The sequence below is a fragment of the Micromonospora noduli genome (assembly GCF_003264475.1).
GTDB lineage: Bacteria > Actinomycetota > Actinomycetes > Mycobacteriales > Micromonosporaceae > Micromonospora > Micromonospora noduli.
This window is the reverse complement of the sequence record NZ_PYAC01000022.1, coordinates 14,662-29,090: the sequence shown is the minus strand read 5'-3', so window position 1 is coordinate 29,090 and position 14,429 is coordinate 14,662. Positions and strand designations below refer to the sequence as shown.

Below are 14,429 nucleotides of genomic sequence, written 5' to 3'. Positions count from 1 at the left end.
CGGGTCGCGGCCGACTGGTGGACGGCATCGACGGGATTCGGTGGGCGGGCGATAGGCTGCGGCCGGCGTTGGAGTGACCTGGGGGGAACGGGTGATGGGCGGAACGGTTCGCGCGGTGGTCGCGGTCTGCGTGCACCCGGCGTGAGCAACGGGTTGCGTCCCGGTGACCCGGCACGCCTCGGTGGGTACGAGGTGCTCGACCGGCTCGGCGACGGGGGTATGGGCAGTGTCTTCCTGGCCCGTTCGCCGCAGGGGCGGCGGGTGGCCGTCAAGGTCGTCCGTGCGGAACTCTCGCACGACGAGGAGTTCCGGGGTCGGTTCCGTAGTGAGGTGAACCGCGCCCGCCAGGTTCCACCGTTCTGCACCGCCGAGGTCCTGGACGCCGACCCGGACCATGACCCGCCGTACCTGGTGGTGGAGTACGTCGAGGGCCCCAGTCTGGCCCAGGTGGTCCGGGAGCAGGGCCCGCTGGGAGCGGCGCGACTGCACAGCATCGCGGTTGGGGTGGCCACCGCGCTCACCGCCATCCACGGTGCCGGGGTGATCCACCGCGACCTGAAGCCGGCGAACGTCCTGGTCGCGCCGGGCGGGATCAAGGTCATTGACTTCGGCATCGCCCGAGCGTTCGAGGCGACGAGCCAGCACACCCGGACCAACCAGATGGTCGGGACCGTCTCGTACATGGCGCCGGAGCGGTTCGACACGGCTTCCGGCCGCCCGTCCGGCCCGGCCGCGGACATCTTCGCCTGGGGCGCCCTGGTCGCCTACGCCGCGACCGGCCGCAGCCCGTTCGGTGGCGACTCCGCTACCGCCACCGCGATGCGGATCCTCACTCAACCGCCGGACCTGACCGGGCTCGGTGGGCCGTTGCGGGAGTTGGTCTCCCGGGCGTTGGAGAAGGACCCAGCTGCCCGACCCACCGCCCGGGAGTTGCTCGACGGGTTGTTGACCGCAGCGTCTCCGGTGGGTGCCGGCGGGCCGGCTCAACTCCCGGGCGTGACGCCACCGAGTGTGACGCCCGCTGCCGGCGGTGATGATCAGGGCGCCACGGCCGGTCGCGAGGGTCCACGCGGACGTGGCTGGCTCACCGCGCTGGGGGCGACTGCTGCGGTGATCGCCGTGCTGGTGCCCGCTTTCCTGTTCGGCCCGCACCTGTTGAGTGGGCTGTCCAAACCGGACCGGACCGGCTCGACGCCGAGCGGTAGCCCGACGACGAGCGGGCCGGCGGCCACGACGTCCACGCCCGCATCGGGCAGGCCGTCCGCCTCACCGTCGGCCAGCGTGGACCCGACCCAGGCCATGCTGGCCGGTCAGCGGCGATTCCTGCTGCACGTAGTGGAGATCGACGGTGACCTGTCGCTGCCGTCGCACGGTGAAGTCGAGGTCGGGAACGGAACCGGCAAGGATGCGCTCTTCGTGCTCGAACCGGTCGGTGTCGACTACATGATCAAGTCCACCAACCCGGAGATCACCCACCGACCGTGCCTCGGGGTCAAGGTCGATTCAAAGGGGTACAAGTCGCTGGTGGGAGCCGACTGTCGGCCCACCAAGGCAACCCTGTTCACGATCTTCCGTGAGGGCCAGGACGACAAGGGGCGCGCCTCCTACTCCATCATCAACGAGGAGTACGGCCCGGTGCAGTGGAGCCCGACCAAGAAGGAGATCTTCGTCGAGTTTCTCGGCGACGCCCCGCTGGACACCACGTTCAGCCTGGTCGACCGAGGCGCGGTCTGACTCGGACGTACCCCGGCCCCTGCGGACCAGCCACCCGGTGGGCCTCGACGCGCACGGCGCTCGTTTCCTGACCGTCGCCGCGCCAGCGCTCCTGCCGGTCGACTTGTCAGGCTGAGTTCACCGGCGCCGCCAGCGAGCCGCCGGCGATGGGCAGTCGTCGATGTTAACGCGCTCGCAGGGGCCTCCTCAAGGGTTCGGTGGTGGTCCTCGCCTGGGATCTGGGGCGATGCCTGCGGGAATGCGGTTCGAGACGCTCCACCCCAAGATCCGCAGCCCGGCAGCGGCAGATGTTCCCAGCACATTACGTCTTGACGAACGGCATGTTATCGCTCACAGTCGATGCCTAAGGACGACGACACCTTGGCTTTCCGGGCAAGCCCTGCTTCGTCGATCTCGAATCAGGCGTGCGCCACTGCGCGCCGGCGTCTTGTTAACGCTAACTCTCTGACGCCTGCGCGCTCGGCCACGCGTCGCGGTACGCCCACCCTCGGGCAGGCCGTTCGGCTCTTGGTCACTGGAGGAGGATCATGTCTGCCCTCGATAGGTCTCCATCGATCGCAACGCCGTCGCGGCGGCGTTGGTGGTTGCCCCGCATCCTCGCCGCCAGCGCGGCGGCGTTGATGGTCGGTGGCGCTGCCGTAGCGGTGGTGTCGTCTCCCGCCGCTGCGGCGTCGGTCGACACGAACGCGTGGTACGTGCTGGTCAATCGCAACAGCGGCAAGGCCCTGGACGTCTACAACCTGGCCACGAATGACGGTGCCCGGATCACCCAGTGGGCCCGCAACAACGGCAACCAGCAGCAGTGGCAGTTCGTCGACTCCGGTGGTGGCTACTACCGGGTGAAGTCGCGGCTGTCCGGCAAGGTGCTGGACGTCTCCGGCTTCTCGACCGCCAACGGTGGCAGCATCGTGCAGTGGAGTGACCTCAACGGCACCAACCAGCAGTTCCGGCTGGCCGACTCGGACAGCGGCTACGTCCGGTTGATCAACCGGAACAGCAACAAGGTGATGGAGGTGCAGGGCGCCTCGACCGCCGACGGCGGAAACATCGTGCAGTACGACGACTGGAACGGCACCAACCAGCAGTGGCAGTTCGTCCGCGTCGACGGAACCACGCCGCCGACGACGACCCCGCCGCCGGGCGGCACGTGCGACCTTCCCTCGACGTACCGGTGGTCCTCCACCGGAGTGTTGGCGAACCCGAAGTCGGGTTGGGTGTCGCTGAAGGACTTCACCGTCGCCCCGTACAACGGCCAGCAGTTGGTCTACGCCACCACGCACGACTTCGGTAGCAGCTGGGGTTCGATGAACTTCAGCCTCTTCTCGAACTACTCGCAGATGGCCTCGGCCACCCAGAACACGATGAACTCCGGGACTGTCGCGCCGTCGCTCTTCTACTTCGCGCCGAAGAACATCTGGGTGCTCACCTACCAGTGGGGTGGCACGGCGTTCTCCTACCGGACCTCGACCAACCCCACCAACGCGAACGGCTGGTCCGCGGCGCAGCCGCTGTTCACCGGAAGCATCACCGGGTCCGGTACCGGTCCGATCGATCAGACGATCATCGGTGACGGTACGAACATGTACCTGTTCTTCGCCGGGGACAACGGCAAGATCTACCGGGCCAGCATGCCGATCGGGAACTTCCCGGGCAACTTCGGCAGTAGCTACACGACCATCATGAGCGACACCACGAACAACCTGTTCGAGGCCGTTCAGGTCTACAAGCTGCAGGGTCTGAACAAGTACCTCATGATCGTCGAGGCGATCGGTTCGACGGGCCGCTACTTCCGTTCGTTCACGGCGACCAGCCTGAACGGTTCGTGGACGCCGCAGGCCGCGTCCCAGAGCAACCCGTTCGCGGGCAAGGTCAACAGCGGCGCGACCTGGACCAACGACATCAGCCACGGTGAGCTGCTGCGCACCAACGCCGACCAGACGATGACAGTGGACGCCTGCAACCTGCAACTGCTCTACCAGGGGCGTTCCCCCAGCTCCGACGGCGTCGACTACGGCCTGCTGCCGTACCGGCCGGGTCTGCTGACCCTGCAGCGCTGACCCGATTTGATCAAGCTCGACTGACACGGAACGGGCGGGCTCGGCGTCACGCCGAGCCCGCCCGGCTCATGTCAACGCTGCGATCAGCCCAGACTCACCGGATCGGCGTGCCGGTGACACAGGTCAGCACCCGGCCCTGACCACGGGTGGCGCTCGATGTGGTCGTGGCGAAACCGTGGGTTTCGAGCAGTAGTTCGGTCGCTGTGAGGTTCGCGGTGGCGTGGGCTTCGGTGGGTCGCTCGCCGAAGACGTAGAGCCGCCCTCCCGGCGCCAGCAGGCTGCGCATCCGAGCGATCTGCTGCGCCGCGTCGCCCAACCAGAAGAGGCTGACGTTCACTGCGAAGATCTTGGTGAAGTGGCCGGTCGGAAGGTCGGCCGACTCGAACCCTGCTCGCCGGATCTCGGCTCTACCGGCGTCGATGTGGCTCAGGTTCCGTTCGGTCGCGAGCCGCACCATCGTCGTGGCACGGTCGATGGCGACGATCCGACCGGTGGTGAGTTGGCCGGCGACCAGGGAGACGGCAGCTCCCCGACCGCAGCCGATCTCCAGCACCTGGTCGTCGGGCGCGACAGCCATGATCTGCACCGCCCAGCGCTGCCGATGGGCGGGCGTCACGCGAACCGGTTCGTTCGCTGAGGGCGTCGTGCCAGCGCTGGACGAACCCGCATCGCGGCTCGAAAGAGTGGACCTCACGACGTCACTCGCCGGTGCCTTCTCTGCTCACACCCCTGATTCCACCCTCTCAGCGGAGTCGGTGCACCGTGTCCTCGGTCACCGCGCCGGATCGGCAGGCGCGACAGCGATCAGTGCACGGGCACCGGGGTGACGTCCCCGAGGGCGTCAGTCGGGGCCGGGACGTGCTTCGGGGCACCGGCGTTCACCATGACCACCGAGACCACTGCCGCCGCGACCACAAATCCGACGGCGACCCAGTACGCGACCGAGTAGCCGTGCATCAGGGCTTCGTTCCGCTCCTGGACTCGCGCCGCCGGGCCACCGTGCGAGAGCAGGTAGGTGGCGGCCGAGCTGGTCGCGATGGTGTTGAGCAGCGCGGTGCCGATCGACCCGCCGACCTGCTGCGACGAGCTGATCATCGCGGAGGCGACGCCGGCGTCCCTGGGCTCGACGCCATGGGTGGAGATGCTCATCGCGGGCATGAACGCGGTGCCGATGCCGAGCCCGATCACCGCTTCGCTGAACGCGATCTCCAGGAAGCCGCTGTCCGCGTCGAGCAGAGCCAGCAGCACCAGACCGACCGCTGTGACGAGGTACCCGCCGACCATGATCGGCCGGGGTGCGATCCGGTGCGCGAGTCGGGCGCCGATCTGCGTGGCGCCGATGGCCTGCGGCACGGCCATCGGCATGAACGCCAACCCGGCCATCACCGGCGACCATCCCTTGACCTGCTGGAAGTAGTAACTGAGCAGGAGGAACATCCCGAACATGCTGACGATCGCAAGGCCCACCGAGAGGTACGCGGCGGCCCGGTTGCGTTCAGTCAGGACGCGCAGTGGCAGCAAGGGGGACGTGACCCGCGCCTGCACCACGACGAAGGCCGCCAGCAGCAGCACCCCGGCGGTGAACGACCCGATGGTCACCCCCGCCGACCATCCGCGGCTCTCGGCGACACCGAACCCGTAGACGAGACCGACGAGTCCGGAGCTGGCCAGCAGTACGCCGGGCAGGTCGAGTCGGGCGCGGTGCCGCTCGCCGTCGTCGTGGACGGTGCGACTGGCGCCCAGGATCCCGATGACCGCGATCGGCACGAGGACGAACATCGCGAAGCGCCAGTTCAGGTACTGGGTGAGCAACCCGCCCACGATCAGACCGACAGCGCCGCCGGCGATCGAGACGGCGCTGAACACGCCGAACGCCTTCGCGCGTTCCCTCGGCTGGGTGAAGGACAGGGAGAGCAACGAGAGCGCGGCCGGCGCGAGCAGGGCCGCGAACACACCCTGGAGCGCCCGGGCGAGCAGCAGCATCGCGGCGTTGACGGCCAGGCCGCCGATGGCCGAGGCGATCGCGAAGCCACCCAGCGCGATCAGGAAGGTGCGCTTGCGCCCGACCATGTCACCGATCCGGCCGCCGACCAGCAGCAGACCGCCGAAGGCCAGACCGTACGCGGTCACCACCCACTGCCTGCTCCCGTCGGTGAAGTGCAGCGCCTGTTGCGCCGAGGGCAGCGCGATGTTCATGACCGCCCCGTCGAGCACCACCATCAGTTGAGCGATGGAGATGAACAGCAGGGCCTTCCACCGCTGGGACTCCGGAGCGGCGCGACCTGTGGGCATGATTGTTCCTTAAGAGTGGTTTGTGTGGATTCGGACGACTCGCCCAACGCTAACTAGTTTATGGAACGCTCACCAAAGAATGTGCCTGCGATTACAGCGTCGTTCTGAGTGATCGCCAGGTCTAAATCAGTGCACTTGTCCGCTGAAGACACCCAAGCAAGAGGCAGTCGCGGCTGCAGAGGCGCCGTCTGTGACTGTCGTTACTTTGTCGAACGTTCCAGAAAAGGTTAGCGTTCCGTCCCACGAAGAGCCCTGCGGGCCCCGTGGCGGCTCACCAGTCGAAGTGGATGTGAGACGAGATGTCTGGACGGTTGGAAGCAAAGGTGCTGGTCGTGACCGGCGGTACGCAGGGCATGGGCCTGGCGTTCGCCCAGCGGGCGGCCACGGAAGGGGCCCGCGTCGTCATCGGCGCCCGGGACAAGGACCGGGGCGAGGAGGTCGCCGCGCAGATCAGGAACGCGGGCGGCAGCGCCCTCTTCGTGCCCACCGACGTGACGGTCGAGGAGGACATGGCGCGGCTCGTCGACGCCGCCGTGACGGAGTACGGGCGACTGGACGGCGCGTTCAACAACGCCGGCGGTGGCCCAATGGCCAGCGTGCGCGAGACCGACAGCGACAACTGGCACCGGTCGCTCGCCCTCAACCTGACGAGCGTCTTCTACGGCCTCAAGTACGAGCTCCCGGCGATCATCGCCTCCGGCGGTGGTGCGATCGTCAACAACGCCTCGGTCTCCGGCGTGAAGGGCGACGGGACCCAGGCCGCCTACAACGCGGCGAAGCACGGGGTCATCGGTCTGACGCGCTCGGCGGCCCTCGACGTGGCGCGCTCCGGTGTGCGGGTCAATGCCCTGGTCACCGGCCTGATCGACACTCCGCTCTGGCAGGGCGTGGTCAGCCAGGCCCCGGAGATCGCGGAGCGCTACCTGTCGGCGCAGCCGACCGGACGAGCCGGCACCTCCGACGAGGTCGCCGCGCTCACCGCGTTCCTGCTCAGCGACGAGGCCACCTTCATCAGCGGCGCGTCCATCGCCATCGACGGCGCCCTCACCGCCTGAGGCACCGAGGCACTGAGGTCCGGTCCGGGGCGGCGGCTCCAGCGACCGCCCCGGACCGGGCAATGCGTCAGGCGATCCGGTAGGCCCGCTGGATCGTCTGCGTGACCGTGTTGCCGACGGTGTCGGTGGCGGTCAGTCGCAGCGAGACGAATCCGGCCCGTCGTGGATGACTGATCAGCGCGACGTTTCGGATCACCGGCAGGGCGACCCAGGTCCGGCCGTCGTCGAACGACGCGGACACGGCGAGCGTCCGGTTGGGCGCGGCCTTCGAGCCGGCCTGCCGGTCCAGCGCCACCGGGATCGTCATGATCCGGCCGGTCCGTGCCGTGTTGGTGTCGTCGAGCATGGGCGTCGGGCGAGCCGTGGTCAGAGGCAACCGCTCCGGCGACGTGGTGTGCGCCGAGGTGAAGGTCCAGGCCACCGAGGCCGACGTCGACAGGGTGTCCGGTGCGCCTCGGGTGGCGGTCGCCTCCAGCCGGTAGGTGGCCTTCCCGGCGGGCACCGCGAACTCGGCCCACGGGCTGTCCGAGGTGCCGATCTCCTTACCGTCGCGCAGCAGCCGGAACCGCACCGGCTGGTCGTCGCGGCTCGCGGGGCGACCGGTCGCGTCGCCGAACAGCGGCACCGACGCGATGGAGATGGTGTCGCCGTCGCGGCCCGCGTACCCCAGGGGTGACAGGGTCGGCGCCTGGGTCACTGTGGGTCCGAAGGGCGCCGCGTTCCAGGTCTGGGTGTACGTACGCCCCGACCTGAAGGTCGAGTCCTGCGTCGTGAGGTTGTCCCCCTCGACGAACGTGGACGTCCAGACGATGCCACCGTCGGTGTTGTAGTACTCGGTGCCCTTGAACGGCAGGTCGACAGGCGTGTTCGACCCGATCGGGCCCGCGCCTCCGGGCGCCGACGCGCGGTGGAAGCGGGTGGCCGTAGCCGTCGTGGACTGGCTGCGGTAGGTCGTCTTGACCGTGGCCAGGTTCTTCGACGACAGCTTCCTGGTCAGGCCGGTGAACATGTCGCCAGTGCTGACGTACGCCAGGTCGTAGGTGTAGGGGCTGTTCCGGAAGGTACTGTCCCTGCCCGGCCGGGCGAGCCCGACGCCCAGCGTCGCGGTGAACTCGGGTGCCGCGGCGGCGGGTCCGAGCCGGCCGAAGAAGACGTCCGTGAAGGACACTCCGCTGAGTTGGACGCCGGGGTAGCGCAGGCCGTCGTCCCAGTTGGCGCTCACGTTGATCGAGGTCGGCGCGGCGTCGTGCTGCGGCACCGTCAACGCGACCGGCTTGGCGGTGCGGGCGTCGACCGCCTCGGTGACCGGGCCGCGTACGTCCAGGACCGGCTGCGCGAGCAGGGTCGACACGGCACCCTCGTGGATGGTGCTGTACAGCGCGTACCGACCCTTGGGCAGCCGCAGGACGCCGCCGCCCGGTGTCGCGGGGAGGGTGCTGAACTCGCCGGTGGTCAGGTTCGCCGCCACTGTCGTGTACTCGGTGGCCGGCTTGCCGTCGCGTCCGGTGTGGTCGAGCCGTACGTCGTAGCTCTCGATCTCACGGTTCAACACGAAGGGCGTCCGTACCCGCAGGTCGCCGGCGCCGGTCGCGGTCAGCGCGCCCTGGTAGACGCCGTCCGGGGCGTCCACCCGGGTGTCCACAGTGATCGTCGCCTCGGCGCGGCCACCGGCCGGCACCACCAGCGTGGCCGGGCTGACGGTGAGCATGCCCGCCGGGGCCGGAGCGATGGCCAGCGTCAGGGTGACCGGCGCGGTGCCCGTGTTGCGGTAGCCGACGACCTGGGTGATCGGGCTGTCGTCGGCGTGCGGCCAGCGCTGCACCGGAAAGTCGATGGCGGCGATGTCGGTGGCGACTGGCTGGGCGACCGCGCGGGCGATGTCCACCCGGCCGGCCCCCTGCTCGTAGATGGTGTCCTCGCCGGTCGGCTTGGCCGAGTCCATCAGGGCGGCCTTGAGCTGCGGGCCGGTCCAGTCCGGGTGTTGCCCGGCGAGAATCGCGGCGGTGCCGGCCACGTGCGGGGTCGCCATCGACGTACCCGACATGGTGGCGTAGTCACCGCCGGGGGCGGCGGCCACGATGTCGACGCCCGGCGCGCTGATCTCGGGCTTGATGTGGTTGTCGCCGACGCGCGGGCCCCGGCTGGAGAAGTAGGCCCGCTGATCGTCGGCGTCCACGGCGGCGACGGCGAGAGCGTCGTCGGCGGAGGCCGGCGAGGAGACCGACTTCGGCTTCCCCTCGTTGCCGGCCGCGACCACGAAGAGGGTGCCGTACCGGTGGCTCAGCTCCTGGACCGCGGTCTCCAGCGGGTCGAGGCCGGGTGCGTCGTCGCCGCCCACGCTCAGGTTGACCACCCGGGCCTGCGGCGCGAGCCACTGCATGCCGGTGATGATGTCCGAGTCCTGGCATTCGGTGGTGGCGCAGACCTTGCCGACGAGCAGCTTCGCCCCCGGCGCGACCCCGCGGTACCTGCCGCCGGAGGCGGCGCCGCTGCCGACGATCGTCGACGCCACGTGGGTGCCGTGGCCGACCGCGTCGCCGGGGTCGTTGCCGCCGGTGAAGTCCCGGACCTCGGTGAGGTGGCCGGCGAAGTCGGGGTGGCTGGCGTCGATCCCGGTGTCCAGCACGCCGACGGTGACGCCGGTGCCGTCGAAACCGGCCTGCCAGGCCGCCGGGGCACCGATCTGCGGCACGCTGCGATCGAGGGAGACAGTGCGCTTGCCGTCCAGCCAGATGTGGCTGACGCCAGTGGTGAGGGTGCGCGCGGACGGTGCACCCCGGGTGAGCGACGTCCAGAGGGTCACCCTGTCGTCCCGGTCCGCCCGGACCGCGAGCGCGTGCGCGGCCGGGAGGTCGGCCCGCACCCGCCCGGCACCCCCGGTGGTCGCGGTCCGTGCCCGCGCCGCCATGTCTTCGGGGTACGCGACCAGCAGCGGCAACTCGGCGGCCCGGTCGTCGTAGCCGAACTCGCCGAGCGTGGTGAGGTCGAACAGGCGCCGGTCGAGCCGCCCGTCCCGCACCAGCGGCATCGCGTCCACCGGGATGACGTACTGGTGACCGTCCTCCCGGCTGCTCACGAACCGCATGGCGGCCCGACCCGGCCCGCGCTGGATCTGCGGGCGACCCGCCGCGTCCAGCGACACCCGGTCCCCGGTGATCAGGGTGAAGGTTCCGTGGGTGCCGGGGGCCGTGGCCGTCGGCTTTTCCTGCGCGTTCGCCGCTTGGGCGGTCAGGCTCGCCGCCACCAGCGCGGTCGCGAGTACGCCGGCTGTCAGGGCGCGTCGTTGCCGTCGTCGCACATCGTCCTCTCCGCCACGGGCGTCTCCCGGGTCGGCACGATGACGCCTGGCCAGGTCGTTAGGTTGATCACTGCGGTGTGACGGAGGCCACAATCGCGCCCCGCGCCGACGCGGCCGGTCCACCCGGGCGAGTTCCATGCGGCGGTGACCAGGGGACGAGGCATGGGAGGGCACCGGTCGGATGCGTGACGCCGAAGAGTTCGACGCCCTCTACGCGGCCTGTGCGGGACGGGTCGTGGGTCACGTGTACGCGCTCACCGGCAACCGCGCCGAGGCGGAGGACGCCGTCGCCGAGGCGTTCATGCGGGCCTGGCAGCGATGGGCGACGGTGCGGGAGACGGACAGTCCGGAGGCGTGGGTCCGCCGGGTGGCCTCCCGGATCGCGGTGAGCAGCTGGCGCAAGGCGTTCAACCGGGTCCGCGCGCACCGCCGGGCCGCGGTCGACCAGGGCGTGCCGGGACTGAACGAGGATCACGTCGCGCTGTTGCAGGCGCTGCAACGGTTGAGCGCCAACGAGCGGCGGGCGGTTGTGCTGCACCATCTCAACGACCTCAGCGTCGCGGAGGTGGCAGCCGAGATGCAGGCCCCCGTCGGAACCGTGAAGACGTACCTCGCCCGTGGTCGGAGAGCGATGGCCGGGTTGCTGACCGATGCGCACCAGGAGGAGACCTCCCATGGCTGATCCGCGCGACGATCTCACCGCGATCGTGGACGAGGTCCGGCGAGTCACCATCCTGCCGGGGGCAGAGACGTTGCGGCACCGCAGCGACCGGCGTCGGCGGCGTCGGACGGCCGTCGGCGCAGCGGGGCTGGCCGTGGTGGCCCTCGCCGCTGGCACCGCAGTGGTGCAGGTGCGGAACAACGTCGACACGCCCGGTGCCGGTCCGGCCACCCAGGTCGCACCGCCAGTGGTCCCGTCCGCGACCGCCTCGGCGGGACCGCAGGAGATCCTCGGCGGCCGCCGGCAGGTCCAGATCGTGCTGCCCGGCATGCGCGGGGCCACGTTGGCGATCGACCGTGACGGCGATCAGGTGCGGGCCACCACCGAACAGGGCATCGACGTTCGGGCGCTGTGGGTGCTGCGCCCCGAGGGCGACAGGTACCGGATCGTCCTGGCGTCCGGTGCCGACGCGATCTGCATGACCGTCGTGCACGACGCCGCTCCGGGCAGCGTACGCGGCCGGGCGTGTGATGCCGCCGCCTCGACGCAGCTCTTCCGGATCGATCAGGTGCCTGATGGCAGCTACTCGATCTTCCAGGGCAAGCGCTACGTCCAGGTGGTCGACGGCACCAACGCCCTGGTCCCCGACCTGCCCGAGGGCCTGACCACCACGTACGAGTTCCTGGACCGCGGGCCGAGGTGAGCAGCCGCGACAGCGGGCCACGATTGTGCCGGGGGTGCTCGGCGTGGACGTGATGCCGGCCGTCGAGCCGGACGCTGGCGTCGAAAGGTTTCGATAAGACGGGCCCGAAACTTTCGGAAAAACATTGACACTCTGCGATGGGCTGGCTCAGGCTTTACGTGGCTGGCAATCGTGATCATCGATCTCGCTTCGTCCCTTCCTGTAACCACCACCTCGGAAGGAGACCTCTAGTGACCATCCCCTCGGGCCGTTCCAGGACCCGGTTCCCGGTCGTCGTGCTGGCGCTGGCAGCGCTCACGGTCGCCGGATCGGTATCGGTAGTGACACGAACGACGAACGCTCAGGCCGCTGTGGGCACGCTGGCCGCGGCAGTGGAGGACGAGGGCGTCGACTGCGCCGTGCCCGGTCTGCCTGACCTGGGCTCGCTGCCCACCAACGCCAGGCTTCCCGATCCCTTCAAGAAGCTGAACGGGACGACCATCACCGCCAAGTCCGAATGGCGCTGCCGGCGGGCGGAGATCAAGGAGCTTGCCGAGAAGTTCGTCTTCGGCGAAAAGCCCGCCAAGCCCGCGACGGTCACGGGGACGGTGTCCAACAGCAGCATCACCGTCAACGTGGCACACAACGGCAGGAGCTCCACCTTCTCGGCGCGGGTCGAACTGCCGAGCGGCACCGGTCCCTTCCCGGCCGTCGTGGTCGTCGGCGGGTTCGGCGCGGACACGGCCACCATCAAGGCCGCCGGCGCTGCCGTGATCAGTTACGACCCACTGGCAGTCGGCCGCGAGGGCACTCCCCGGAACAACAAGCAGGGTGCGTTCTACAGCATCTACGGCTCATCGAGCAGCACCGGACTGCTCGCCGCCTGGGGGTGGGGCGTCAGCCGGATCATCGACGTCATCGAGCAGTCTAACGGCAGGATCCTCAAGGCGGACGCGATGGGCGTCACCGGTTGCTCCCGTTACGGCAAGGGCGCCTTCGCGATCGGTGTGTTCGACCAGCGCATCGCCCTGACCATGCCGATCGAGTCGGGCAGCGCGGGCGTCCCCATCTTCCGGGGCATCCCGGGTGAGGGCGCGCAGAGCCTCAGCAGCGCGTACGGGGAGCAACCCTGGCTGGGTGACGCGTTCGGGTCCTTCACCGGCAGCCCGAACCGGCTCCCGGTGGACACCCACGAGATGGTCGCCATGGTGGCACCGCGCGGACTGTTCATCATGGACAACCCGCACATCGCCAACCTCGGCCCCCGGTCGGCGAGCGTCGCGGCCCTGGGCGGTGCCGAGGTCTACAAGGCGCTCGGCGCTGGCGACAACATCACCTACTGGTCCGACGTCCAGGACGGCAGCCACTGCGCCAACCGCCCGGAGTGGCGTACCCCGTTGCAGAACAACATCCGCAAGTTCCTGCTGAAGACGGGCAACGAGCCGGGTGTGATCCGGATTTCCAGCAGGGCGCTCGGCCGGTTGGCCGACTGGCGGGACTGGCCGACCCCGGTCCTGGCTGACGGCCCGACCACCCCGCCGCCGACCACACCGCCCCCGACCACGCCGCCGCCGACCACGCCGCCCCCCACCACGCCGCCTCCGACCACCCCGCCCCCGACTGGTGGTGGCTGTGCGGCGACGGTGTCGGTCAACCAGTGGACGGGCGGTTTCGTCGCCACGGTGCGGGTGAGCGCTGGCACCGCGCCGATCAACGGTTGGACGGTCACCATGACTCTGCCGTCGGGTGCCAGCATCACCAGCATCTGGAGCGCCAACCGGAGCGGCAGCACCGGGACCGTTCAGTTCACCAACGTCGCCTACAACGGCGCCATCGCGGCCGGGCAGTCGACCGAGTTCGGTTACCAGGGCAGCGGCACCGGTGCGGGGATGACTCCCACCTGTTCGACCGGGTGACCCGCAGGCCCGGTGCGGAGGCGCACAGCCTCCGCGCCGGGTCGCGCGGCTGCGCGGCGGAGCCCGAGCGTCAGAGCCAGACCACGAGCCCGGTCAGGTCGTTGAGGACGGCGGCCACGCCCGCCCGGACGGCCGCCGCGCACCGGTCCGCGGTGAACGAGTTCGGGTCGTACGTCGAGGACATCCCGAGCCCCTCGCCACGGAACGACGCGCCCTCCCAGTCGACCGCTGTGACGTTGTGGGTGGGCTCGGCGAGTTCCGCGCCGACCACGAGGAATTTCTCGTCCAGGTGGTTCGGGGTGACCAGCGCGAGGCCGTCGATGAGGTCGTTGCCCGCACTGACGATGAGGTCCGGGCCCATCTCCATCGCCTTGGCGATGCTGGGAACGGTGTCGTGCGCGTTGCCGACGACGATGGTCCTCAGGTCGACGTGCTCGTCGTCGGCCCACTCCTTCACCGCCGTCACGAGGGCCTTCGTCGGGTTGTCCGCACCGCTGGTCAACAGGACGACCCGGTAGTCCTTCGGCGGGTGGACGTCGGCCCACGAGCCGGGCTGCGGGGTGATGGTCGCCTCCGGCGCGGGCTTCGTGGAGGGGTCGACGAACCCCGGGCCGAGAGTGCCGATGGCGCTGGGCGCCGGACGTGGCTCGGACCAGTCGTCGCTGGAGTTGCACGCGGTGACCAGCGCGGCGGTCGCGGCCAGCATGGCAACGGCCCGAAGCGGGGGGCGCAAG

At 69.8% G+C, this 14,429-nt stretch carries 10 protein-coding genes; 6 read left to right on the top strand and 4 right to left on the bottom strand.

Features of this window, described 5'->3' with window-relative positions; translation table 11 throughout:
• The first annotated feature begins 141 nt into the window (after positions 1-141).
• Together MED15_RS21310 and MED15_RS21305 are read left to right on the top strand one after the other, a co-directional pair.
• Positions 142-1,734, top strand: coding sequence for a serine/threonine protein kinase (locus MED15_RS21310; protein ID WP_112736775.1), 1,593 nt, complete (start codon positions 142-144; stop codon positions 1,732-1,734).
• Positions 1,735-2,261: 527 nt separating this feature from the next.
• Entirely contained in the window at positions 2,262-3,791 is a 1,530-nt protein-coding gene (locus tag MED15_RS21305) for a non-reducing end alpha-L-arabinofuranosidase family hydrolase (protein WP_112585954.1), read from the top strand.
• Between the two features lie 94 nt (positions 3,792-3,885).
• Here MED15_RS21305 and MED15_RS21300 read toward each other — a convergent pair whose 3' ends face one another.
• Both MED15_RS21300 and MED15_RS21295 read right to left on the bottom strand, forming a co-directional pair.
• A complete protein-coding gene (locus MED15_RS21300) occupies positions 3,886-4,407 on the bottom strand; it encodes a class I SAM-dependent methyltransferase (RefSeq protein WP_112585952.1) in 522 nt (173 codons plus the stop codon).
• Between the two features lie 188 nt (positions 4,408-4,595).
• Positions 4,596-6,083 (bottom strand): MFS transporter, encoded by a 1,488-nt coding sequence (locus MED15_RS21295; RefSeq protein ID WP_112736773.1) that lies wholly within the window; start codon positions 6,081-6,083, stop codon positions 4,596-4,598.
• A gap of 332 nt (positions 6,084-6,415) precedes the next feature.
• Here MED15_RS21295 and MED15_RS21290 point away from each other — a divergent pair, with 332 nt between their 5' ends.
• On the top strand, positions 6,416-7,138 hold the full coding sequence (locus MED15_RS21290; protein WP_244220531.1) for an SDR family NAD(P)-dependent oxidoreductase: 723 nt from the start codon (positions 6,416-6,418) through the stop codon (positions 7,136-7,138).
• 67 nt (positions 7,139-7,205) lie between these two features.
• Here MED15_RS21290 and MED15_RS21285 read toward each other — a convergent pair whose 3' ends face one another.
• A complete protein-coding gene (locus tag MED15_RS21285; RefSeq protein ID WP_112736769.1) occupies positions 7,206-10,436 on the bottom strand; it encodes a S8 family peptidase in 3,231 nt (1,076 codons plus the stop codon).
• Between the two features lie 181 nt (positions 10,437-10,617).
• Between MED15_RS21285 and MED15_RS21280 the strand changes: the two genes are divergently transcribed.
• From MED15_RS21280 to MED15_RS21270, 3 genes are all read left to right on the top strand, one after another.
• Positions 10,618-11,118, top strand: coding sequence for a sigma-70 family RNA polymerase sigma factor (locus MED15_RS21280; RefSeq protein WP_091396991.1), 501 nt, complete (start codon positions 10,618-10,620; stop codon positions 11,116-11,118).
• Entirely contained in the window at positions 11,111-11,800 is a 690-nt protein-coding gene (locus tag MED15_RS21275) for an RICIN domain-containing protein (protein ID WP_112601326.1), read from the top strand. Before MED15_RS21280 ends, MED15_RS21275 begins: the two co-directional genes overlap by 8 nt.
• Before the next feature lie 230 nt (positions 11,801-12,030).
• A complete protein-coding gene (locus MED15_RS21270; RefSeq protein ID WP_244220530.1) occupies positions 12,031-13,695 on the top strand; it encodes a glucuronyl esterase domain-containing protein in 1,665 nt (554 codons plus the stop codon).
• A gap of 70 nt (positions 13,696-13,765) precedes the next feature.
• Here the strand turns inward: MED15_RS21270 and MED15_RS21265 are convergent, their stop codons facing one another.
• On the bottom strand, positions 13,766-14,428 hold the full coding sequence (locus MED15_RS21265) for a type 1 periplasmic-binding domain-containing protein (RefSeq protein ID WP_112736765.1): 663 nt from the start codon (positions 14,426-14,428) through the stop codon (positions 13,766-13,768).
• Between the last annotated feature and the right edge of the window lies 1 nt (position 14,429).